General features: G+C 67.6%; 27 protein-coding genes and 1 tRNA gene. 15 read left to right on the top strand and 13 right to left on the bottom strand.

All coding sequences use genetic code 11. The annotated features are described in order from the left end of the window. Positions 1–316 precede the first annotated feature (316 nt). Positions 317–445 (top strand): GntR family transcriptional regulator, encoded by a 129-nt coding sequence (locus J2S43_RS35430; protein ID WP_306836629.1) that lies wholly within the window; start codon positions 317–319, stop codon positions 443–445. Between the two features lie 6 nt (positions 446–451). Here the strand turns inward: J2S43_RS35430 and J2S43_RS35435 are convergent, their stop codons facing one another. Continuing rightward, a complete protein-coding gene (locus J2S43_RS35435; protein ID WP_306828526.1) occupies positions 452–859 on the bottom strand; it encodes a hypothetical protein in 408 nt (135 codons plus the stop codon). Between the two features lie 11 nt (positions 860–870). Continuing rightward, positions 871–1,701 carry an IS5 family transposase gene (locus J2S43_RS35440; protein ID WP_306828527.1) on the bottom strand — a complete coding sequence of 277 codons (831 nt, stop codon included), beginning with the start codon at positions 1,699–1,701 and terminating at the stop codon, positions 871–873. Positions 1,702–1,930: 229 nt separating this feature from the next. Between J2S43_RS35440 and J2S43_RS35445 the strand changes: the two genes are divergently transcribed. Both J2S43_RS35445 and J2S43_RS35450 read left to right on the top strand, forming a co-directional pair. After that, positions 1,931–2,503 (top strand): GntR family transcriptional regulator, encoded by a 573-nt coding sequence (locus J2S43_RS35445; RefSeq protein ID WP_306836630.1) that lies wholly within the window; start codon positions 1,931–1,933, stop codon positions 2,501–2,503. A gap of 21 nt (positions 2,504–2,524) precedes the next feature. Further along, positions 2,525–3,190: a YdcF family protein gene (locus J2S43_RS35450; protein ID WP_306836631.1), complete on the top strand. Its 666-nt coding sequence runs from the start codon at positions 2,525–2,527 to the stop codon at positions 3,188–3,190. On the opposite strand, the gene J2S43_RS35455 is transcribed toward J2S43_RS35450, so the two are convergent. Then, positions 3,187–3,585 (bottom strand): hypothetical protein, encoded by a 399-nt coding sequence (locus tag J2S43_RS35455; RefSeq protein WP_306836632.1) that lies wholly within the window; start codon positions 3,583–3,585, stop codon positions 3,187–3,189. The two genes, J2S43_RS35450 and J2S43_RS35455, sit on opposite strands and share 4 nt — an antisense overlap. A 190-nt stretch (positions 3,586–3,775) precedes the next feature. Between J2S43_RS35455 and J2S43_RS35460 the strand changes: the two genes are divergently transcribed. Both J2S43_RS35460 and J2S43_RS35465 read left to right on the top strand, forming a co-directional pair. Then, on the top strand, positions 3,776–4,615 hold the full coding sequence (locus J2S43_RS35460) for a helix-turn-helix domain-containing protein (RefSeq protein ID WP_306836636.1): 840 nt from the start codon (positions 3,776–3,778) through the stop codon (positions 4,613–4,615). Then, entirely contained in the window at positions 4,603–4,785 is a 183-nt protein-coding gene (locus tag J2S43_RS35465; RefSeq protein ID WP_306836638.1) for a DUF397 domain-containing protein, read from the top strand. The genes J2S43_RS35460 and J2S43_RS35465 overlap by 13 nt, the downstream gene beginning before the upstream one ends. A 26-nt stretch (positions 4,786–4,811) precedes the next feature. Here the strand turns inward: J2S43_RS35465 and J2S43_RS35470 are convergent, their stop codons facing one another. Continuing rightward, a complete protein-coding gene (locus tag J2S43_RS35470) occupies positions 4,812–6,227 on the bottom strand; it encodes a pentapeptide repeat-containing protein (protein WP_306836640.1) in 1,416 nt (471 codons plus the stop codon). A gap of 198 nt (positions 6,228–6,425) precedes the next feature. On the opposite strand from J2S43_RS35470, the gene J2S43_RS35475 reads away from it, so the two are divergent. After that, entirely contained in the window at positions 6,426–6,974 is a 549-nt protein-coding gene (locus tag J2S43_RS35475; RefSeq protein ID WP_306836642.1) for a restriction endonuclease, read from the top strand. 378 nt (positions 6,975–7,352) lie between these two features. On the opposite strand, the gene J2S43_RS35480 is transcribed toward J2S43_RS35475, so the two are convergent. Then, positions 7,353–7,441: transfer RNA gene (locus tag J2S43_RS35480), tRNA-Ser, on the bottom strand. 223 nt (positions 7,442–7,664) lie between these two features. Between J2S43_RS35480 and J2S43_RS35485 the strand changes: the two genes are divergently transcribed. Then, positions 7,665–8,618, top strand: a complete 954-nt coding sequence (locus J2S43_RS35485) for an NAD(P)H-quinone oxidoreductase (RefSeq protein ID WP_306836644.1) — start codon at positions 7,665–7,667, stop codon at positions 8,616–8,618. Here J2S43_RS35485 and soxR read toward each other — a convergent pair. The 3 genes from soxR to J2S43_RS35500 all read right to left on the bottom strand — a co-directional run bounded on the left by soxR (position 8,607) and on the right by J2S43_RS35500 (position 10,566). Further along, the gene (soxR, locus tag J2S43_RS35490; RefSeq protein ID WP_306839676.1) at positions 8,607–9,047 is read right to left on the bottom strand and encodes a redox-sensitive transcriptional activator SoxR; all 441 of its coding nucleotides are present in this window, start codon (positions 9,045–9,047) and stop codon (positions 8,607–8,609) included. The two genes, J2S43_RS35485 and soxR, sit on opposite strands and share 12 nt — an antisense overlap. A gap of 153 nt (positions 9,048–9,200) precedes the next feature. Next, positions 9,201–9,899, bottom strand: a complete 699-nt coding sequence (locus tag J2S43_RS35495) for a glycosyltransferase family 2 protein (protein WP_306836646.1) — start codon at positions 9,897–9,899, stop codon at positions 9,201–9,203. Positions 9,900–10,107: 208 nt separating this feature from the next. Next, the gene (locus J2S43_RS35500) at positions 10,108–10,566 is read right to left on the bottom strand and encodes a hypothetical protein (RefSeq protein WP_306836647.1); all 459 of its coding nucleotides are present in this window, start codon (positions 10,564–10,566) and stop codon (positions 10,108–10,110) included. Between the two features lie 110 nt (positions 10,567–10,676). Between J2S43_RS35500 and J2S43_RS35505 the strand changes: the two genes are divergently transcribed. Continuing rightward, positions 10,677–11,096 (top strand): PH domain-containing protein, encoded by a 420-nt coding sequence (locus tag J2S43_RS35505; protein ID WP_306836649.1) that lies wholly within the window; start codon positions 10,677–10,679, stop codon positions 11,094–11,096. Here J2S43_RS35505 and J2S43_RS35510 read toward each other — a convergent pair. Both J2S43_RS35510 and J2S43_RS35515 read right to left on the bottom strand, forming a co-directional pair. Continuing rightward, complete coding sequence (locus J2S43_RS35510) at positions 11,080–12,003, bottom strand: rhomboid family intramembrane serine protease (RefSeq protein WP_306836651.1); 924 nt, start codon at positions 12,001–12,003, stop codon at positions 11,080–11,082. The two genes, J2S43_RS35505 and J2S43_RS35510, sit on opposite strands and share 17 nt — an antisense overlap. A 20-nt stretch (positions 12,004–12,023) precedes the next feature. Beyond that, positions 12,024–12,551, bottom strand: a complete 528-nt coding sequence (locus J2S43_RS35515) for a peptidylprolyl isomerase (RefSeq protein WP_306836654.1) — start codon at positions 12,549–12,551, stop codon at positions 12,024–12,026. 121 nt (positions 12,552–12,672) lie between these two features. Here J2S43_RS35515 and J2S43_RS35520 point away from each other — a divergent pair, with 121 nt between their 5' ends. Beyond that, the gene (locus tag J2S43_RS35520) at positions 12,673–13,551 is read left to right on the top strand and encodes a hypothetical protein (RefSeq protein WP_306836656.1); all 879 of its coding nucleotides are present in this window, start codon (positions 12,673–12,675) and stop codon (positions 13,549–13,551) included. 57 nt (positions 13,552–13,608) lie between these two features. On the opposite strand, the gene corA is transcribed toward J2S43_RS35520, so the two are convergent. The 3 genes from corA to J2S43_RS35535 all read right to left on the bottom strand — a co-directional run bounded on the left by corA (position 13,609) and on the right by J2S43_RS35535 (position 16,983). After that, entirely contained in the window at positions 13,609–14,754 is a 1,146-nt protein-coding gene (gene corA, locus J2S43_RS35525; protein ID WP_306836657.1) for a magnesium/cobalt transporter CorA, read from the bottom strand. 559 nt (positions 14,755–15,313) lie between these two features. Next, the gene (locus tag J2S43_RS35530; RefSeq protein ID WP_306836659.1) at positions 15,314–16,408 is read right to left on the bottom strand and encodes an aminotransferase-like domain-containing protein; all 1,095 of its coding nucleotides are present in this window, start codon (positions 16,406–16,408) and stop codon (positions 15,314–15,316) included. 182 nt (positions 16,409–16,590) lie between these two features. Continuing rightward, complete coding sequence (locus J2S43_RS35535; RefSeq protein WP_306836661.1) at positions 16,591–16,983, bottom strand: CBS domain-containing protein; 393 nt, start codon at positions 16,981–16,983, stop codon at positions 16,591–16,593. 126 nt (positions 16,984–17,109) lie between these two features. On the opposite strand from J2S43_RS35535, the gene J2S43_RS35540 reads away from it, so the two are divergent. The 6 genes from J2S43_RS35540 (at position 17,110) to J2S43_RS35565 (ending at position 21,984) form a co-directional block, all read left to right on the top strand. Continuing rightward, positions 17,110–17,649, top strand: a complete 540-nt coding sequence (locus J2S43_RS35540) for an NUDIX hydrolase (RefSeq protein WP_306836663.1) — start codon at positions 17,110–17,112, stop codon at positions 17,647–17,649. Positions 17,650–17,676: 27 nt separating this feature from the next. Further along, positions 17,677–18,408 carry a phosphocholine cytidylyltransferase family protein gene (locus tag J2S43_RS35545; protein WP_306836665.1) on the top strand — a complete coding sequence of 244 codons (732 nt, stop codon included), beginning with the start codon at positions 17,677–17,679 and terminating at the stop codon, positions 18,406–18,408. Beyond that, positions 18,396–19,457 (top strand): iron-containing alcohol dehydrogenase family protein, encoded by a 1,062-nt coding sequence (locus J2S43_RS35550; RefSeq protein ID WP_306836667.1) that lies wholly within the window; start codon positions 18,396–18,398, stop codon positions 19,455–19,457. The genes J2S43_RS35545 and J2S43_RS35550 overlap by 13 nt, the downstream gene beginning before the upstream one ends. Continuing rightward, entirely contained in the window at positions 19,438–20,175 is a 738-nt protein-coding gene (locus J2S43_RS35555; RefSeq protein ID WP_306836668.1) for a CDP-alcohol phosphatidyltransferase family protein, read from the top strand. The genes J2S43_RS35550 and J2S43_RS35555 overlap by 20 nt, the downstream gene beginning before the upstream one ends. Before the next feature lie 127 nt (positions 20,176–20,302). Continuing rightward, positions 20,303–20,812, top strand: coding sequence for a DUF4365 domain-containing protein (locus tag J2S43_RS35560; RefSeq protein ID WP_306836670.1), 510 nt, complete (start codon positions 20,303–20,305; stop codon positions 20,810–20,812). Beyond that, complete coding sequence (locus tag J2S43_RS35565; protein ID WP_306836672.1) at positions 20,809–21,984, top strand: hypothetical protein; 1,176 nt, start codon at positions 20,809–20,811, stop codon at positions 21,982–21,984. Before J2S43_RS35560 ends, J2S43_RS35565 begins: the two co-directional genes overlap by 4 nt. Positions 21,985–21,987: the final 3 nt, after the last annotated feature.

Raw genomic sequence — 21,987 nt, forward strand, 5'->3', positions numbered from 1 at the left:
GTCGCAGGTGTAGGCCATCACTCGCATGGCCGACCGCCTGACCACGTACTTCCAGCCGACACCCCGGCATGAGGTGCAGACCAGAAACTCCACAGCGAAGGCCGGGAGCGGATCTCCAGCCTGCTCGCCCCGATCCGGGTACCGCTCGGAGGAACCCGTCTCGATCTCGCTCGCCGACATCCGGCCTCCCCGCCTTCACCATTAGAGCTAGCTCTATTAGAGACACTGCGGGTCAGTGCTGTCAATAGAGCTACTCCTAAACGGAACAGCCGATCTCCGAGGTGCTAGCTTCAGGGCGCTCAACCGAGGAGGGACCATGACCACCGGCTACCGAGAACTGGCGGCCATCCTGCGAGCGGCGATCCTGCGCGGCGAGTACGCCGAGGGCGCCACGCTGCCCAAACAGGAAGAAATTGCGACCCTCCACGGCGTCAGAGGGCGGTAAGGGAGATTACGTCCGTTTCTGGGTGAGGGTGAACAGTCCGGGTTCGGTCTCGGTCACGAGTTTGTGGTGGACCAGGCGTTTGAGCTTCGCGCGGGTGCCTTCGACGTGTGCCGGTGTGGGTTCGATGTCGAGGGCGAGGCAGATGCCCTTGGCGCGGATGCCGTCGGGTGCGGTGCCGAGGATGGTGAGGATCTGCTGGTAGGCGGAGCTGATCACGATCGGTTCCTCGGCGGTGAACTGGGCCGCGGCGATTGTTTTCAGGGTGGTCCGGGTGGTGGCGAGGTCGGCCAGTTCACGGTCGGTGCGGTCCAGTTCGGTGGTGAGCGCGCTGATCTGCTCGCGCAGCCGCTGCGCGGTCTGCGTCGCGGTGGTCTCCTGCGCGGTGATCAGGTCGAGGATCGTGTCCAGGTGCATCAGCGGGCCCGTTACCGGTCTCGCCAGGTCGGGGTGCTGGTCCCGGTCAGGCGGCGGGCCATGTTCGCTATCGATGCCCAGAGCGTGCGGGACACGCTCGATTCCGGGCGGCTCTCGTACTCACGCGCCAGGCGGCGGTGCAGCATCAGGGTGCCGTAGACCTGCTCGACGATCCACCGCTTCTTCACCGGCACGAACCCCGGCATCGTGTCGGAGCGTTTGACGACCTCGACGTCGATACCTGTCACGGCGCCGTGGACGGCGACGTCCTGTTTGAACCCGGCGTCGACCATCGCGACCGTGACGGTCGGGGCGTGCGCGGCGACCTTGTCCAGCAGCCGAATCCCGATGACGTTGTCGGTCACCGACGCGGCGGCCACGACCACGGCGACGATCAACCCGAGAGCATCCACGGCCAGGCCCCGCTTACGGCCCGGAACCTTCTTCCCCGCGTCTTTGCCGGTCGTGGCAGCCGGGACGTGGTTCGCGGCCCGCACCGACTGGGTGTCCAGCACCACCATGGTCGGGTCCTCGGCCCGGCCGGCCTTCTGCCGGGCCTGGCACCGCAGCAGATCATGGATGACCGCGTCGGTGCCGTCATCACGCCACAACCCGAAGTAGTAGTAGACCACCGGCTTCTGTGGCAGGTCATGCGGCAGATACGCCCACTGGCAGCCGGTCCGGTTCTGATACAGGATCGCGTTCACGACCTCCCGCAGATCCTGCTCACCGGTCCGGCCCGCGACCGACACCCGCCCCGCCCGCCACACGTCCAGAAACGGGCCGATCAACGCCCACTGCGCATCGCTGACGTCACTCGGATACGGCTTCCGATCACCCATGACCGGGCCAACACCCCACCCCGGCCACGGGACGCGACCAAGATTCACCCTTCACGCCATCGAGTGATCACTATCTATCATGAACCCGTAGAACGATCTCCAAACGGACTCAACGCATAGATCAACCCAAACGATCTCGAACCACCCTCTCAACATCAAGACCGTCCGCCAGGCGGTACGCATCCTCGAAGCCGAAGGTCTCGTCACGCCGGTCCGCCGTCGCGGCACCGTGGTCCGCCCGCGCCTGCCGATGAAGCGCCTCGGCGCCGACCGCTACGCGAAGAGCAAGTGGAAGGGCTCCGGCCTGGTCGCGTTCGCCGCCGACCGCGAGGCCACCGGCCGCCCATGGAAACCCGGAGACCAGACCCAGACGGTACGGATGACGACCGCGGACACCGACATCGCGGAAGCACTCGGTCTTGAGGTCGGCGATCAGGTCTACGAGCGAGCGCGTCTCGTCAAGGAAGCCGACGCCCCGACACACACCCTGAATAGCTACTACCGGCCGGAGGATGTCGAGGGCACACCGCTCGTCGACGCGAAGGCCGGCCCTGCCGGCCGTGGTGGTGGGTTCGCCGTTCTCACGAGTCAGGGCTTGGAGCCGGACAACATCACCGAGACCGTTCGCGCCCGGATGCCGACGCCCGACGAAATCGAGCTACTCCAGCTGCCGGGCGGTGAGCCGGTGATGATCCTGCACCGCATCACGTACACGGCCGAGGGGCGCCCGATCGAGTTCGCCCGCGGCGTTCACGCCGCGTCCCGCTTCGCCTGGACCTACCACTTCCAGATCCCCGACTGACCTTCACCCGGAGGCCGCGCCATGACGAACAGCCCTGCCGGCATCCCCGCCGAGATCCGCGAGGATGTCGAGACCCTGTGGAACTACCACCACATGGGCCACGAACTCCGCCCCACCGACATCGGCATCGGACTCGGCAGCCACGACATCGGCGTAGCCATGATCGGCACCGACCTCTACCACCGCGGCATGTACCCGATCCTGCTCTTCACCGGGGCCAACGCGCCGCCCACGATCGAGGTCTTCCCGCGCGGCGAAGCCGTGCACTACCGCGAGTACGCCCTGGAGCACGGCGTGCCCGACGAGGCGATCCTCATCGAGACAAAAGCCCGGCACACCGCTGAGAACATCGTCCTCTCCCGCGAGCTGCTGGAAGAGCAGGGCTATAAGGACATCAAGACCATCACCCTCATGTCCCGCCCTTACCAGCAGCGACGCGGCTACTCCATCTGCAAGAAGCACTGGCCCGAGGTCGACGTCATCTGCGCCTCACACCCACTCCCCATCGACGACTACTTCGCCTTCATCGGCAACGTCAAGAAGGTCATCGACACCATGGTCGGCGACACCCAACGCATCGACACCTGGGCGGAAGCCGGATGGGCAATCCCCCAGCCGATGCCCGACTCAGTCCGGGCGGCATACGGGCGCCTCGTGGCAGCCGGCTACACAAGCCGCCTGGTCTAAGGGATCAAGCTCGGATTCCCTCGGCCTGTCCCTCTGCCTCGTGGAATCGCAAGGACCACGGGCCGCGCCATCTCCGTGCCCAAGGCGCGCGACACGGAGTCGAGCAGCCCGGAAAACCTCTCCAGGTCTTCCGCCCCGAGCATCAGCTCCATCACCGGCTCCTCAATGCTGTCGGTGTACGCCTCCAACTCGACGAAGGTCACGTCCGGCAACGACGTGCACCTGAGCAGGCGGATTCCAACCCGAGTACCCAGCGCATCACTCAACTGTATGAACTCCATGCGCGACCGATGCCACGCACCCACCGATTCCATCCAGCATTCCGCCGGATCACACCAAATCGGGTGATCGCCGCTCTTTGCTTCCTTCTCGCTGTCAACAGTCTCCGCAGACATCGACTCTCCTCGGATAGGGACGCCAGTCGCGGCGGATGCCACGGCCGCCTCCCGATCAATCAGATCCACGAAAACTATTTCCGACAGCGCCCCTCGACGGAACCGATTCAACTCCCCACGACCATCAGTCCGAAACAGTTATCCAGCAAGGGAATCCGAGATCACTCATGAGGAATAGCTGTGGTGCGCCGTGATCAGTAACCAAGCACGCACCCCACACCCGACGCTGGCTTCTCTAGGCAGAGAACTACGGATCGCACGCGAATCCCGTGGCATAACTCAACAAGAACTAGGCGTAGAGATCCACTTCTCCGACAGCCAGATCTCCGCTGTCGAGACTGGTCGGCGCCTACCCAGCGACGCCCTCATCCGCCGCGCCGACGAAACACTCGGCACAGCAGGCCTCCTCATCCGCCTCTTAGAGACCGCGCAAGCGACCGCCACCCGCGAGACCTTGCCCGAGTGGTTCCGCCCCTGGGCAGACATCGAGCAGGCCGCCACCACGCTCCGCTCATACCAACCACTCGTCCTGGACGGCCTGCTACAGACACCCGCCTACGCCCACGCGATGTTCCAGACCGGTGACCCGGCAGCCGACGAGGACACTCTCCAACGCGGAGTAGCGGCCCGCATCGACCGGCAGAAGATCTTTAGCCGCCCAAACCCACCGCGTCTCATCACGATCCTCGAAGAATCGGTCCTTCACCGCCCCATCGGCGCCTCCCCCGAGCTGATGCGCAGTCAACTCGGTCACCTAGCCACGGTTGGCCACAGCGGGACCATCGAGATCCACATCCTCCGCACCGAGGTAGGCGCACATAGAGGCCTAGCCGGCGCCTTCGCGCTCGCCAGGAGCCCTGGCCACCCCGAGATCGCCTACATCGACACCCAGCTCCGCGGCTTGGTCATCGAGGCCACGACGGACGTTGATGCCATCCACCACATCTGGGAAGGTCTCCTAGGGGAAGCACTTCCCCAACGCCAGTCCCTCAAGCTGATCCAGGAGGCCGCAGAGTCATGGACAACCTGATCTGGAAGAAGTCCACCCGCAGCAGCCCCAACGGCGGCCACTGCGTCGAAGTGGCAGTCACACCATCGAATCTCGTTCTGGTCCGCGACAGCAAATCTCAACTTGGACCAATTCTCCGGTACAGCATCTCGTCATGGAGGGAATTCATACGTAATCTGGATCGGCGCTAATGTGGCAGATGTGCAATGGCGAGGCATCACGCCGACCTTTCCGAGACTTCAGGCGTGTCAGCCACGACGCGCGAGAGTTTGTTATCAAGAATGGGTCCTCGCTTCCACCCTGCTGGAAGATGAACCTCATCGGAGACAAGAGCGCCCGCCGGATTAAATCCCTCCGCGAGGACGGCATCCAAGTCAACACGACCGAAAAACTTCGCGTCAACTAGCTCCACCGGACAGAAGAATCTTAAACCGACCAGATTGGCCCCTCCGCCTATCCTCAACCGCGCCACTTTAGTTTCAGAATGGAAGGTCACGTCTGTAAAGTCAACGAAACGCAGAAATTGTAATCCGCCTAGTTCCGCGTAGCTCCAGAAGTTGGAGGCGGTGAGGTCGGTAGCGCCCTCGAATACCGCCCCAGCAAAGTCAACATCACTTTTGAATGCCGCCTCACGGAGACTGGCATTAGCTCGAAAAACAACGGAAACCAAACTCGCGTGACTTTCGAAGCGTGTACCCAAAAACGCGGCGAAGCCATCGAAGGTAGCATTGTCAAATCTGGCCACTCCATGGAATTCCGCACCGGCAAATCCGGCGCTTGACCAGAAGCGGGTTTCCGCCATCTCAACGTAGTCGAAAAAGCGCGTCTCCATAAAGCCTGCTCCGCCATAGAAATCGGCTCCACGGCACTCGAACCTTCCGATTGTGCAGTTGCTGAAAGAAAAATCAACTAACGCTGCACCTGTGAGGTCGATGTTAAGTCGTGAGCCGTCTTCGTTAGTCCAGTAGGTGGGAGAGTGGTCGCCTCTTTCGCCAATCACGTTATCCGATCTGAAATGCCGGGCAAGAAGGCGTTGCGCCGTAAGTCTTACCTGCAGCTCTTGTCTAGTTGCCGAGTCCTCAATCGGATCGATATTTGACTCTTTGGCGACATCATCAAGTAGCTCATACGGTGGCAAGTACGGCATTCTTAGATAGGCGCATACCACGTCAACGACCGTCTGGCGTAGAGGAGGATGGGCCTGCCCTAAACGTTCCAAAGCGTGAAGACCTGCTAGGCGTACGGCCGACTTTTCGCTTCCGAGCTGGTCTGTTGCAGCTACATACAGGTCAGTAATCCGTCTTTCGATTGCATCGGCCTCAGTAAACCATTGGGTACGCTCACTCAGCGTTTGCCTCCGCAGCGTAATTAGAAGCGTCACGCCGGCTGCCAATCCCGCCGAGACAGTCAAACCGACCTTGACTCGATCGAGTTGGTACGCATTAGGATCCACGACACTAGCGGGCACCGGTGCCCACACACCCAGCAATGCCATGGCGATAGCGCCACCAGCCACGACGAAAACTACACCCAAAGCTGCTGCTGGCCACCAGCGCATTGGGCGAAGAGGGGCGTGTCCGACCAGATTGGCTGGGCTGCGGCGACTCAAACGCCACGGGAAGAGAACGCGCATACCCTCCATTGTGGCCCTCGAGGTCGAGCACGAAGCCTCGCCGCCTCACAGCCTGCCGAATTGGTCTCTTCTGGATCAAGGGCACCGCAAGCGGTGCCGCGTCGTCGGCGGCCTGCTGGCGGCCTCCGGCCGGCATCGGCTGCCGGCGACGCACACGGTGGGCGGCCTTGAGCAGGTGAGAGCTTCTAGCGTCGCGGCATGGTTTCTCCCGACGATGCCCAAGCCGGGCCCGCGCTGGATCAGGACGTAGCTCTTGCCCTGGAGCGGTACCACCGCTCGATCAGCCGGCTCACCTTCTGTTTCGATGGGCGGCCCACCACTCTGTACAACCGGAGCCTGATCGGCCGGCTCAGCGGCAGCCCGCGGCCGATCGAGATCCTGATGTGGGGACCGGTCGTAGGAGAGGATGTCGCCGTCGCGATCGAATGCCGGCAGCGGCAGCAGGCGGTAGGCGTCGGAGCGGTCGAACACTTCGCGGGCAAGCTGCTGGACATCGCGGCGGACTGCGGCATCCTCTACTCGCTCTCGGGCTTCACCATGAACGCCCGAGCCCGCGCCGCCGCGATAAGGAGCCCTGCGGTCATGCTGCTCGCGCTCAACCGGCCTGGCCGTTATCGAGAGCTGACGATCCCGAAGCAGCGCGAGCCGGGGGAGGACGAGGCGTTCCTGCCGCCACACGACGCGGAGGAGATCACGGAGTTGGACTTCCTGCTCTACCTCTGGTTGCGGCCGCGGTCGCTCAACTGACGACCCGCGGTGGTCCGGACCGTAACGATCGCGTGGGTGCCGGCCGCCGCTGTGCTCCCGGCGATCGGCTGCCGCGCCGCTGCGCGGCTTGCCTCTGGTCCCCTCGGGTCACCCCTCGCGCGGCACAAGCCGAACGCCCGGACCGTCGACCGCACCTGTGACGTACCAGACACCCGCCGCCCGGGCCGCAAGCGGTCCGACGGCGCACAAGCCCCCTGAAAGGTGGCGGGAGCCCGTCGAGACCTTCCCCCCGATACGCCCCCGAACGCCGAGCGACAGCAAGATCAAGCGAGACGCAGTGGGACCGCAGCCGGAGACGCAAGAAGCGGGCCGCCGCAGCGTTTTCGCTGCTGACGACCCGCTTACCGCACCTAGATGCGGAGGGCCAGGGATTCGAACCCTGGAAGAGTGTCACCACCCTTAGTGGTTTTCAAGACCACCGCCATCGGCCACTAGGCGAGCCCTCCCGGCTTCGTCGGAGGGTGTTGGGCACGCTCCGCCGCCTGGGTGTCGCAAAAAAGTTCCGGCCATGCGAACACCCGACCACCAGTTTGCCAGACCGGTTGGGGGGATTTTCAACCCCGGGGGCAGGTAGGCGTTGACAAGCGGGCCGGAAGTTTTCTACCAGCGGCGATGCGGTGGCTTGTGCCGGGTGTCGGATCGTCTGTGGATGAGGGTATAAGGAAGCGTATGCACGCGATCACGATCCCGGAGCCCGGTGGACCGGAGGCGCTCGTCTGGGCGGAGGTGCCGGATCCGGAGCCGGGGGAAGGCGAGCTGCTGATCGAGACGGCGGCGAGCGCGGTGAACCGGGCGGACCTGATGCAGCGGCAGGGGGACTATCCGCCGCCGAAGGGCGCCTCGGCGTACCCGGGACTGGAATGCTCTGGGATCGTCCTGAAAAGAGGCGAGGGCGTGACCGGGTTCGCGATCGGGGATCGGGTCTGTGCGCTGCTGTCCGGCGGTGGCTACGCGGAGCGGGTCGTGGTGCCGGCCGGGCAGGTGCTGCCGGTGCCGGCGGGCACGGACCTGGTGGACGCGGCCGCGCTGCCGGAGGTGGCGTGCACGGTCTGGTCCAACGTGGTCATGGCGGCCCACCTGGCGGCGGGTGAGACGCTGCTGGTGCACGGCGGTGGTAGCGGCATCGGCACGTTCGCGATCCAGCTGGGGCGCGCGCTGGGGGCCACGGTGGTCACCACGGCCAGCAAGGGCAAGCACGCCGCGCTGCGCGAGCTGGGCGCGGACCGGACGATCGACTACGCGAGCGAGGAGTTCGAGAGGCTCGTCACGCCGGACGTGATCCTGGACATCATGGGCGGCTCCTACCTGGCGCGGAACGTGGAGGCGCTGCGGCCGGACGGGCGTCTCGTGATCATCGGGACGCAGGGCGGGCGCAAGGCCGAGCTGCACATCTCGAAGTTGCTGGCCAAGCGCGGCACGCTGATCGCGACCGCGCTCCGGTTCCGGCCGGCGGCGCAGAAGGCGGAGATCGTCCGCCAGGTGCGTAAGCACGTGTGGCCGCTGGTCGAGTCCGGCGCGGTCCGGCCGATCGTGGACCGCCGGATCCCGATGCACGACGCCGCGGAGGCGCACCGCGTGGTCGAGTCCAGCTCGCACCTCGGCAAGGTGCTGTTAGTCGCCTGACAGCAGGATGCGCGGGCCGGGGCCGAACGCGGCCAGCTCGTCGCCGGGGTTGTAGAGCGTGCACTTCTGCAGCGACAGGCAGCCGCAGCCGATGCAGCCGGTGAGGCTGTCGCGGAGCCGTTCGAGCAGCGCGATCCGCTCCTCCAGTTTGCCGTGCCAGCCGGCGGAGAGCCGCGCCCAGTCGGCCTTGGTGGGCACGCGGCCGCCGGGCAGCGAGGCGAGCGCCTCCCTGATCTCCTCCAGCGACACGCCGACCTGCTGCGACACCCGGATGAACGCGATTCGGCGCAGCTCGGCGCGCTGATAGCGCCGCTGGTTGCCACCGGTGCGGACCGCGTGGATCAGGCCGAGGCGCTCGTAGTACCGCAACGCGGACGGCGCGACGCCACTGCGGGCCGCCATGTCGCCGATCGTGAGGAGATCCTGCATGGTCGTCACGGACTCAAAGTTAAAGCATGGTTGAGCTAGTGCCAATTCAATAAAGCGACAAACCGCATCAACGGTACGTCGGAAGTGGTTCGTCCGACATAACGCAACAACGCCCGGGTGCGAGTGCACCCGGGCGTTGTTGGATGTTTCAGGTCAGCGCGCTGCCTTGGGCTTGCGAACACGCTCGCGGGCGAGGATCCAGATGGCCTCCACGCCGTCCTTCCACGTGATCTTTTTGCCCTCCTCGCGGCCCCGGGCGCGGTACGAGATCGGCACCTCGTACGGCCGGATGCGCTGGCGGAGCAGCTTGCCGGTGACCTCGGCCTCCATGCCGAAGCCGCGCGACTTGATCGCGAGCGACCGGTAGAGCTCGACCGGCATCAGCTTGAAGCAGGTCTCCAGGTCGCCGATATACGAGTTGTAGAGCACGTTCGCGGCGGTGGTGACGCCCTTGTTACCCATCACGTACCAGAAGCTGTACGCACTGTGGCTGCCGAACGTGCGATTGCCGTAGACCACCTCGGCGTGACCGTCGAGCACCGGCTGGAGCAGGCGCGGGATGTCCTGCGGGTCATACTCCAGGTCGGCGTCGAGGATGACCATGAACTCACCCTCGGCCGAGTCCACCGCGGTCTTGATCGCGGCGCCCTTGCCCGCGTTCTTCGCGTGGGTAATCACGCGCACCCGCGTGTCGTCGACGGCGGACAGGATCTCTCCGGTACCGTCAGAGCTGCCGTCGTCGACGACGACGAGCTCGATCTCGCATGGGTAGTCCACCGCCAGTGCCTGCTTCAACGCGTTAGCCAAACGGGCTTCCTCGTTGTAGACCGGCATGAGGATCGAAAGCTTCACCGGAGTTTCTCCACACCTGCGGGACGACGAGATCGGCCATAGCCTAGCCGCAGGATCGCTTCAGGTGTATCCCGGGTTTGGGGTAAGGCGTGATCAACTTTGCGTCACTACAGCGTATTACTTCCCCGATCTACTTTCTCTTACTAATTGCGCATTCGTCGTCACCGTAGGTGCGAGGAATGCCCCCGCACCGGCACGGCGGAGCGGATCAGCCGGCGGCGGCCGCCGGGGTCGGGCGGGGCAGCGACTTCGGCCGGAAGACCCGGCTGAGTAGTGCGTCCAGGTGCCACAGCTGCTTCGGGTGGCCGACCCGGATCCAGAACCGCTCCCGCACGCCGTCGATCGCGGTGGCCGCGAGCTCGACCGCGGAGAGTTGCACGTCCGGGTTCCAGTTGACGTTGCCCAGGTGCCGCAACTCCGCGTTCAGATGCAGTCGCAGCCGGCGCAGCAGCCGGGTCTCCTGGGTCACCACCAGTCGTCGCTGCGTCAGCAGAAGCAGGAACTCACCCTGCAGCGGCCGGTCGGGTCGGAGGCATCGGGCCACCAGCACGGCGGTGTCGTCGGCTTCGACGCACCGGCGGAAGACCGGCAGGTGCCGGCTGACGGTCGGGACGGCCACTCCGGCTTCGGCGGCGGCTGGCAGGAACGTTCGCGAGAAGACGTCCATGCCGGTTCAACGAGGCGCGACGTGGATATGACGTGCCGGACACCGGCGTTGTGCGCGGAGCGGACAGCGGCCGCTGCGGTTTCCGGACATGCTTTGGCATGCTGGCGGGCATGACCGACCCGATGTTCTGGAGAGTGCCCATCTGGCTACCGGTGGTGAAGCTGGCCGGTGGGGTCGCGCTGCTGCTGCTCGCGCTCGGCTTGGCCGACGGGGACCGGGCCCAGCTCGGCGTCGGCGCCTCGGTCTGCGCCGGGCTGGTGGTGTGGGCCGCGCGGGACCTGCTGGCCCCGGTGCGGCTCGCGGCCGACGGGGACGGGCTGACCATGGTGACCGGCTTCGCCCGCCGGACGCGGCTGAGCTGGGACCGGATCGAGGCGGTCCGGCTGGACGCCCGCCCGCGCCTCGGCGTGCGCACCGAGACGCTCGAGGTCGACACCGGCGACACGCTGCACGTCTTCACCAAGGCCGACCTCGGCGTACCCCCGGAGGAGGTGCTGCCGCTCCTGACCGAGGTCAGGTCGACGCGGTGAGCGCGAGCACCGCCAGGATCACGAAGATCAGCCCGAGCGCGCCGCCCTGGATCAGGCCCCGGTTGCGCGCCGGGGCATAGGCGAGCGCGGCCGCGGCCAGCCCGCCGACCACCAGCCCGCCGACGTGCCCGGCGATCGAGATGTTCGGCACCACGAACGTGATCACCAGGTTCACGATCAGGATGGGCAGCACGGACGACGTGTCCCGGCCGAGGCGGCGCAGCAGCACGAAGAGCGCGGCGAAGAGGCCGAAGATCGAGGTGGAGGCGCCGGCCGAGAGCGAATTCGCGTCGATCAACAGCGCGGCCACGTTGCCGCCGAGCCCGGCGACCAGGTAGAGCGCGAGGAACCGCACCGGGCCGAGCGCGGCCTCCAGCTGCCGGCCGAGGATCCACAGCGCCCACATGTTCATCAGCAGATGCAGGATCCCGAAGTGGATGAACATGGCGGTGAACAGCCGGTAGTAGCCGCCGTCCCAGACGCCGGGGAAGACCGTGCCGAACTCCGGGAAGGCGCCGTCCGCCACGCCGCCGTCGGCGAGCACCGTGATCGTCGGGCCGACCACCGCGCCGGCGTAGTGGAGGATCGAGGCGCCGCTGAACAGCCCGTCGCCGACCAGCGCGTTCATCCCGGAGAAGACCACGCCGAGCACGGCGGCCAGGATGTTGAGCCCGATCAGCGTGGTCGTGACGACTCCGGCACGACCGGCCGCGCTCCCGCCGAAGGCGGTGCGGACCGGCCGCTGCGTACGTCTTCCCTCGGCCACGCACTCCGGGCACTGGTGGCCGACCGACGCCTCGTTCATGCAGTCGGGGCATATCGATCGGTCGCACCGGGTGCACCGGACATACGTCTCCCGGCCGGGATGCCGGTAGCAGACCGGGACGGTCGCCGGAACGTCACTCATACGATCAAAAGTACGTCAGATCAGCCAACGCGCTCGATCTCGACCTTCTCGATGACCACGTCCTGCTTCGGACGGTCCATCGGGCCGGTCGGCGTGGTGGCGATCGAGTCGACCACGCGCGCGGACTGGTCGTCGGCCACCTGGCCGAAGATGGTGTGCCGGTGGTTCAGGTGCGGCGTCGGCGACACCGTGATGAAGAACTGCGAGCCGTTGGTGCCGGGCCCCGCGTTCGCCATCGCGAGCAGGTAGGGCCGGTTGAAGACCAGGTCCGGGTGGAACTCGTCGGCGAACTTGTAGCCGGGACCGCCGGTGCCGGTGCCGGTCGGGTCGCCCATCTGGACCATGAAGCCGCTGATCACCCGGTGCGAGATGGTGCCGTCGTAGTACGGGCCCTGGCCGGGCTGGCCGGTGCGCGGGTCCGTCCACTCCTTGGTGCCCTCGGCCAGCTCTACGAAGTTGGCCACCGTCTTCGGGGCGTGCAGCGGAAACAGCTCGAGCCGGATCGCACCGTGGTTGGTGTGCAGGGTGGCATATACAGCCTGGGCCACGGGTACTCCTTCGTCGGTTGGACAGTTCAGTTTCCAAGCGGATCCTCCCATGTACGAGTTCCGCCTACACGGCGGCACCCGAAGGGGCAGGATCACCACAGGGACAGACACCCTTTCGGAGGTGGGGCTGGTGTTCGGTATCGGGCGAAGCAAAACCCGCAGCCAGATGGTCCGGGAAGAGCTCGAAGAGGGCCTGGATCACCTGAGGCAGGCTGCCACGCACGCGGCGGAGGGCGTCGGTGCGACGGTCGGCCCGCGGGTGCACGCCGCGCGCGAGGTCGTGACACCGGCCGCCAGCCGTGCGCGCAACGCGGCCGCCGGCGGGATCGCGGCGTTCACCCCGCTGGCCATGTCGGCCGCGGACGGCGCGCGACAGACCGGGAAGCAGACCCGGCGGATGAAGCGGAAGAACGCCAAGGCGCTGCGCCGCGCCGTCGGCCGTGAGGAGCGAGGCATGTCGCGGAACCGCAAGCTGACCGGTTTGCTGATGATCGGCGTCGCCGCCGGCGTGGCCGGTTCGATGATCATGCGTAAGCGGCGGCAGCGCGAAGAGGACCAGTGGACCACCCACGAGTCCAGCACCGCGCGCAGCGCCACCGACGCGGCCCGGCAGATGACCGAGAACGCGAAGCACATGTCCGAGACCGCGAAGGACAGTCTTCAGTCGGCCCAGGGGGCGGTAGCCGGGAGGATCGCGTCGGCGACCGAGTCGGCGAAGCACAGCGTGATCAGCGCGGCGGAGACCGCGAAGAGCACGGCCACGAGCGCGATGCACTCCGGCTCCTCCGACAAGGACAGCGGCAAGGACCAGGACAAGCAGCCGACCGCGGACCGGATCGCCGTGTCCGACCGGCTGTCCGCTGACCCGCAGTCGCCGGCCTCGTCGCCGGCCTCGTCGATCCGGCCGGCCGGCATGGCGGGCGCGACCGGGATGGCCGGTGCGGGCAACAAGACGCACGGCGACCCGATCACCGGCCCGGACCGCTGGCCGAACGGCTGAAATCATCGTGAAACCGGCCTGGGGGTACGCGTACCCCCAGGCCGGTCTCTGTCTGTTCTAGAGCCAGCCGTTGCGCCGGAACAGGCGGTAGAGCGTGCCCGATGTGATCACCAAAAGCATGATCAGGATGGGGTACGAGTAGCGCCACTTCAGCTCCGGCATGAAATCGAAGTTCATGCCGTAGATGCCCGCGGCAGCGGTCCACACCGTGGCGATCGCGGCCCACGAAGCGATCTTCCGCATGTCGTTGTTCTGGTCGACCGAGACCTGGGCCAGCCGCGCCTGGAGGATCGAGTTGAGCAGGTCGTCGTTGCCGGTGACCTGCTCGATCGTGCGGCTGAGGTGGTCCTGCACGTCCCGGAAGTACCGGCGGATCTCCTTCGGCACCGTGCCACGGCTGGCGTCCGAGGTGAGCGTGAGCAGCGGCCGCTGGAACGGCACCACCGCGCGGCGGAACTCCACCAGTTCGCGCTTCAGCTGGTAGATCGACTGGATGCTGCTGGTGCCGGCGCGTGAGAAGACGTCCTCCTCCAGCGCGTCCAGGTCGTCCTCGATGCCGTCCGCGACCTCGATGTAGTGGTCGACGATCCGGTCCGAGACCGCGTAGGCGACCGCCCACGGGCCCTGGGCCAGCAACTCCTGCCGCGCCTCCAGGTCCGTGCGGACCGGGGAGAGCCGCGACGCGTTGCCGTGCCGCACCGTGATCACGAAGGCCGGGCCGATGAACATCAGCACCTGACCGGTCTCCACCACCTCGGAGTGCTCGGTCAGCCGGCCGTGCTCCAGGTATCGCGCGGTGCGGCAGACCAGGAACACGACGTCGTTGAAGCGCTCCAGCTTCGGGCGCTGCTCCGCCTTGACCGCGTCCTCGACCGCGAGCTCGTGCAGGCCGTACGCCTCGGCGATCGGGGCCATCTCGGCCTCGCTCGGCTCGTGCAGGCCGAGCCAGACGAACGCGTTCGGCTGCTCGCGCGCGGCGGCGAGCGCGGACGCGTAGTCCTGCCGGCCCTCCTGGCGCACGCCGTCGACGTAGAGCGCGCAGTCGACGACCGCGCTGCGCACGACGTCGCGCGCGGGCGTGGGCGGCGGCGAGCCGTCGGCCCCGATGATCCGGGTCATCGCCCGGACCGGCGCCGTCCAGGTTCGGGAGCGGCCCCCCGAGTGTCCGTTGCCGCCGGCCGCCGGATTGTTCCGCTCAGCCATCCGCATTCACCCCCTCTTGATATCCCGAATGGAGGTTACGCGCGGCGCTTCGCCGTCGAATCTCAACGAGGGGGGTGGCGCCGGGTGGACCGGCCGCTTTCGGGGGGTGGGGGGTGCGGTATCGGTCCACCCGGCGCCCCACGACGGGATGCTGCGCGGGGTGCTCCGCCGCTGGCGTGCGTAGACGCGAGGTGAGGGGTGGCGCCGGGTGGACCGGCCGCTTTCGGGGGGTGGGGGGTGCGGTATCGGTCCACCCGGCGCCCCACGACGGGATGCTGCGCGGGGTGCTCCGCCGCTGGCGTGCGTAGACGCGAGGTGAGGGGTGGCGCCGGGTGGACCGGCCGCTTTCGGGGGGTGGGGGGTGCGGTATCGGTCCACCCGGCGCCAAGGGGGCGGGGTTATGTCTATGTGGGCCACCGCATGGCGATCGGCCTCCCGCATTCTGGCCTCAGGCCCGGTCCGAAGGAAACCCCGGACCGGGCCTGACGGCTCATTGTCGTGAATCCGACAGATCAAAAGGGCACCTTTTGGTGCTGTCAGGCGTTAGTGGTCACGGCTTTCAGCCGCGCACCGCGTCGATGGCGGCGGCCAGCCGGCGCACGCCCTCGTCGATCTGGTCCACGGTCACCGCGGAGAACGCCAGCCGCAGCGAGTGCTCGCCGCCCTCCAGCAGGAAGTCCGTGCCCTTCACGACCGCCACGCCGCGCTCGGCCGCGGCCGGGAGCACCTTGTCCACGTGCACGTCGTCCGGCAGGTCGATCCAGAGGAAGTAGCCGCCGTCCGGCTCCGTGAACCGCACGCCCGGGATGTGCGCGCGCAGCGACTCGGCCAGCACCCGGGCCCGCTCGCCGAGCGCCGCGCTCACGGTCGCGATCGAGCGGTCGATGTCGCCGGACACGCAGAACTGGTGCACGATCGCCTCGGACACCATGCCGGGCGAGATGTAGAGGTTGGTCGCGCGCTTCGCGATGTCCGCGATCAGCTTCGCGGGGCCGACCAGGTAACCGACGCGCACGCCCGGGCAGACCGTCTTGGTGAAGCTGGACGCGTGCACGACCACGCCCTCGGTGTCCATCGACAGCATCGACGGCAGCGCCTCGCCGCGGAACCGGATGTCCGCGTACGGGTCGTCCTCGAAGATCGTGAAGCCGAACTCCTTCGCCAGCGCCAGCAGCTCACGGCGGCGCTCCAGGGAGAGCGTCACGCCGGCCGGGTTCTGGTAGTTCGGGATGATGTGGGCGAGCGTCGGGCGCACGCCGGACTCCAGCAGCGTGCGCAGCTCCGCGGTGTCGATGCCGTCCGCGTCCAGCGTCACCTGGTGCACCTTGCCGCCCAGGTTCTGCAGGTTGAGCAGCGTCCGGTCGTACGTCGGCTTCTCCACCACGACCGCGTCGCCGGCGGAGACCAGGTGGTCGAAGAGGAACGCGTCGGCCTGCAGCGAGCCGTTCGTGATCAGCACCTGCTCCGGCGTGACGCCGTGCTTCTCCGCGATCCACTTCCGGAGCGGGACGTAACCGACCGAGGTGCCGTAGGCGGAGATGCCCGCCGGGTCGGCGTCGAACGCGCGCACCGCCGCGGCCTTGAGACCCTCGATGTCCACGATGTCGAGGGAGGGGGCGCCACGGGCGAAGGAGATCAGCTGCTCAGCGGTCATGCGCTACAGCTTACGAGCCGGGCATGATCTTCCCCACGCCCATTCCCGCCTGGTGAAAGGCCCGGAGAAAGCCCGGAAGAAGCGGGGATGACGGGGGCGCCGGCCGCAGGAAACGACCGGCTCCACCCGTACCCTCGGGAGGTTTTCGATGTTGCTTTCCGTGGTCCGGCCTCGTCGTACCGTCAGGTGGTCTCCATGGCCTTTTCCCGCGCCCAGACGCGCATGATGTCGCGGACCGAGATCACGCCGAGGACCTCGTCCTCGTCCAGCACGACCAGGTGCCGGAAACCGCCGCGGGCCATCGCGAGCGCGGCCTCCTCCAGTGTCCAGCGGGGACTCGCGTAGACGACGTCCCAGGTCAGGTGGGCTCCGATGCGTTCGGTGTCGGGGTCCAGCCCGGCGCCGATCGCCTTGAGTAGGTCACGTTCCGTCATGATTCCCACGCCCTCCGCGTCCGGGTCGAGGATGACGGCGGATCCGATGCCGCGGTCGGCCATCATCGTGGCCGCCTGGCGGAGTGTGTGTTCGGGCCCCAGCGTGAGGACCAGAGTGGACATGGCATCGCGAACGTGCATGGCGCATCTCCCTTGATACGGCTGCTGTTCGTGCTGCCCCCCATGGTCGCGAATCCGCAGGCGGAGCGGCAAGAGAGAATCCGCAGGCGGAGCGGCAGGAGAGCGACGTTCCGCTAATCTCTCGTCGTGACCGCACCACCCGAGCCACCCCAGCCACCCGAGCCACCCGAGCCATCCGAGCCATCCGAGCCATCCGAGCCGTCCGAGCCGTCCGGCCGGTCGGCCGCGGACCCGCTGCTCTGTGCCGGTGCGCTGATCGTCGACGACGACGGCCGGATCTTCGTGCAGCGGCGGTCGGCGGACCGGCGGCTGTTCCCGGACACGTGGGACGTCGTCGGCGGGCACGTGGAAGCGGGGGAGAGCGTCGAGGAGGCGCTGCACCGCGAGGTCCGCGAGGAGACCGGCTGGGTCGTGTCGCACGTGCTGGGCACGGTCGGCGAGCACACCTGGAAGGGTGACGACGGGCTCCACCGGCTGGAGACCGACTACCTCTGCCGGGTGGACGGCGACCTGACCCGGCCGCGGCTGGAGACGGGCAAGCACACCGAGTTCGCATGGATCACCGAGGCCGAGCTGGACCTGCTGACCGAGAACCGGCCGGACGACGACACCATCCGGCGGATCGTCGCGGACGGGTTCTCGATGTTGAGGGTGTTCGGTTTCTGACGGTCGATCGTTGTTCCCGTTATGGGAATGATCGGTCTCGTGCTCGCCGCCGGTGCCGGACGACGTCTGCGCCCGTACACCGACGAGCTGCCGAAGGCGCTGGTCCCGGTGGACGGTGAGACCACGATCCTGGACATCGCGCTGCGCAACCTCGCGTCCGTGGGCCTGTGCGACGTCACGGTCGTGGTGGGTTATCGCGCCGGCGCCGTCCTGTCCCGTGTTGAGGATCTTGAAACCCGCCACGGGGTACGGCTGACGCTCGTACACAACGACCGGGCCGAGGAGTGGAACAACGCGTACTCGCTGTGGTGTGCTCGTGATCACTTCGCCGACGGTGCGCTGCTGGTCAACGGCGACACCGTGCACCCGGTGAGCGTGCAGAAGGCGCTGCTCGCCGCGCAGGGCCCGTCGATCGTGCTGGCGCTGGACACCGCGAAGCGACTCGCCGACGAGGAGATGAAAGCCGATTTCTCGGCCGACGGGCGTCTCAGGCGCATCACCAAGCTGATGGACCCGGGCGCCGCGACCGGCGAGTACATCGGCGTCTCGCTCATCTCCCCGGCCGCGGCCGGCGGGCTCGCGGACGCGCTGGAGACGGTCTGGCGCCGCGACCCGAACCTCTACTACGAGGACGGCTTCCAGGAGTACGCCGACCGGGGCGGCGCGATCCGGCACGCGGACATCGGCGACGTCCCCTGGGTCGAGGTGGACGACCACCACGACCTGGCGCGCGCCCGGGCCATCGCATGCCGTTACTAGCCCGCACCATCCTCACGCCGCTGCACGTCGACGTGCGGCGCGGCGCCGTCGCCGACCTCGGCCGGATCCTCGCGGACGGCCGGATATCCGCCGGCGGTGACGTGGCCGTGGTGGTCGGGCACGGCGTCGGCGCGCAGGTCGCCGACCTGATCCGGCCCAGCCTCGGCGCGGCCGACATCTTCACCGTCGCGGGCGGCACGCTGGACAGCGCGAACGAGCTGGCCGCGAAGCTGCGCGCCCGGTCGTACGACGCGGTGGCCGGCATCGGCGGCGGCACCACGCTGGACACCGCGAAGTACGCGGCCACCCGATACGGCATCCCGATGGTGTCCGTCGCCACCAGCCTCGCCAACGACGGCATCGGCTCGCCGGTCGCCAGCCTGGTCAACGACGGGATCAAGGGCTCGTACGGCGTGCACATCCCGATCGCGGTCATCGTCGACCTGGACTTCGTCGAGGCCGGCCCGTCCCGCTACAACCGCGGCGGCATCGGCGACGTGCTCAGCAACCTCAGCGCGGTCGCGGACTGGGAGCTGGCCCGGGACGTCCGCGGCGAACCGGTCGACGGACTGTCCGCGTCGCTGGCCCGGACCGGCGCGGAGGCGCTGCTGCGCCACCCCGGCGACATGACCGACGACGGCTTCGTCACCGTGCTCGCCGAGGGCCTGATCGCCAGCGGGCTGGCGATGGCCGTGTCCGGCTCCAGCCGCCCGTGCAGCGGCGGCTGCCACGAGATCATGCACGCGGTCGACGTGCTCAACCCCGGCACCGGCTCGCACGGCGAACTGGCCGGCATGGGCGCGCTGTTCTGCACGTTCCTGCGCGGCGACGAGCCCCGCTTCCGTGCCATGTCCGCCTGCCTCGCCCGGCACGAGCTGCACCGCACGCACCGGGACTTCGGCCTGAGCGACGAGCAGTTCGTGGACGTGATCGGCTTCGCGCCACGCACCCGCCCCGACCGCTACACGATCCTCGAACACCTGGACATGGGCACGAAGGAGATTCGCACGCGGCTGGCAGACTACGTTGATGCAGTCCAGCGCTCCTGAGCACCAGCCGGCCGAGTCCGACTTCTACCGCGTCAACCGCGGCGGCGGCCTCTACAGCGAGGCGGTCAGCCAGCGACTCGGCGCGAAGCTCGCGCTCTTCGGCTACCGCAAGAAGCTCGCGCCGACCACGCTCACCATCTTCAACCTCGGCATCAGCGCGGTCGTGTCCGCGCTGGTCATCGCGACCGCCGGCCCGGTGGCGGCCGGCGAGGTGCCCGGCGTCGTGATCGGCCTGATCGCGCTGGCCGGCTGGCAGCTCGCCTACGCCTTCGACTGCGCCGACGGCCAGCTCGCCCGGGTCACCGGCCAGACCAGCCCGGACGGCGCCCGCGTCGACGTGCTCTGCGACGTGGCCGGCCAGATCGCGCTGGTCGCCGCGCTCTCCGCCACCGCGGTCGCCCAGGAACCGGAGACCCCGGCATGGCTGATCGGCCTCTTCGCCGGCGGCTGGATGGTCAACCTGATCACCTCGGTCATGTCCACCGGCCCGCAGGCCGCCAGCATGCTGAAGTCCAACACGCTCCCGATCCGCATCGTCAAGCTGGTCCGCGACTACGGCGCCATCATCGCCGTGGCCGGCATCGTCCTCACCGTCGCACCGATCGCCATGGTCTGGTTCATCGGCATCTTCACCCTGATCAACGGCGCCTTCCTCCTCACCAGCATCGCCTTCAGCGCCCGCAACGCCCTACGCGAACATGACCTCCCCCGCTCCTGACCAGCGCGGCCGGCTCGCGTGGGCCGCGCGAGCCGGTCTCACCCGTCGGGGGGATGAACAGGCCCCCGATCAAGACCCCTGATGCCGTACGGTCGCCCGATACTTCCGACGGCTGGGGTGACACACCGTGCACGCGAGCGTTCACGCCGGTCTGCACGGCGAGGGCTTCATCTACGCGCTGGCCTGTGCGGCCGGCTTCACCACCGCGAAGATGAACCTGGACGTCGACGGCGTCGACTGGCAGATCGCTCACCCGGGCCCCAAGGGGACCGTAAGGTCGCCGAAGATCGAGTGCCAGGTGAAGGCGCGATCCGCGCCTGAGCTTCGAGACGACTGCTTTCAGCTCCGGCTTGACGCCGGCGGATACAACAAGATCGCTGGTGAGGGCTTTCGGATACCTCGCTTTCTCTTCCTGGTCGCCGTTCCCGACGAGATCAGCGGGTACGCCGTCTGCACTCACGACGCCATGCGGCTCGGAACAGCGGGATACTGGCTGGCGATGGCCGACAAACCGGTCGTGCCCATCGGAGAGGAACACCCGAAGACCATCGTTCTGAGCGTGCCGAGACGGAACCTGCTGACCGTGCACAGTCTCGGTGCACTGCTCGCCGGCGACCTGGAGGGAGCGAAGTCATGATCGACGCGCATGTGACCGATCGTGCTGCTCTTGCCGCTCGTTCCCCCGGTGAGCTCGCGCTTTATCTGCGGTCCAGGGCGTGGCAGATCCGCGATCGCGACGCGACAGGCGCGTACTGGGTGCTCGTCGCCGGCGGCGAGGAGTTCGAGGCGCTCCAGCCCACCGACGCCGGTCTGCGCGATTACGGCGCCCGCGTGCTCGACGTGCTGCGCGTGCTGTCGATCGTCGAGGATCGATCGGAGTTGGATGTCCTCCGGGACATGACCAACGTCTCCATGGACATCCACACGGTACGGACCTTCCCCGTCGACAGCCCGCCCGGCATGATCGGGCTGGACGACGGCGTGCAGGCGCTGGAGAGCGTCCGCAACCTCGTCCTAGCGGCCGCTTACTCGGTCGGCGCCGAGCAGCAGAAGGCGGTACAGCCCGCCCGCAAACCAGCCGAGGTGCTGAGGTTCCTCCGCGACGTCCGCATCGGGCCGAGCGCCGAGGGCAGCTTTGTGATGAGCGTGCACACGCCCATACCGCCGCGCCTGACCTCGGGCCATGCCGATGACGCGGATGATGGGCTGGAGCCGTCGGAGCCGTTCCAGCGCAGGGTGACGCTCCGCCTCTACGACGCGGTCGTCGCGGCTCGGGACGCCGCGAATGAGGCTCTGGTCAGCCCCGATGGGCTGGATGCCTTCACGGCATCCGTGCGACACGGGATGAGCGCGAATCTGTGTGAGGCGCTGGTCGGCATCGGCGGCGGTTCCGGGCACCCGTTCGAGATCTCCCTCTCCCTCGCGCCGTCCCGTCCGATGCTGCGCCGGCGACTGAGTCCGATTCGCTTCCGGCGCGACCATCTGCCGGTGCTCACCGCTGCCGCGCAGGAGTTGAGGGAGCGGATCGCGGAGGACGGCGTCACCGTCTTCGGCAATGTGGTCCGGCTGCACCGGGTGGGCACCGGCTCCGGCGAGATCAGCATCGCCGGCACCGTCGAGGGCGACGACCGGCTGCGCCGATTCTGGACACACCTGCCGGAGCAGGACTATCTGCAGGCCACCCGCGCTCACGAACAGATGCTCGGCGTCTCCGTCCGCGGCGACCTGCTTCGCCGCGGCACGCGGCTCTACCTGAAGAATCCGGTCGCCTTCCGGACGCTTCCGGAAGGCGACACGGACGAGGGCTGAGGC

It is taken from the genome of Catenuloplanes nepalensis, from assembly GCF_030811575.1.
GTDB lineage: Bacteria > Actinomycetota > Actinomycetes > Mycobacteriales > Micromonosporaceae > Catenuloplanes > Catenuloplanes nepalensis.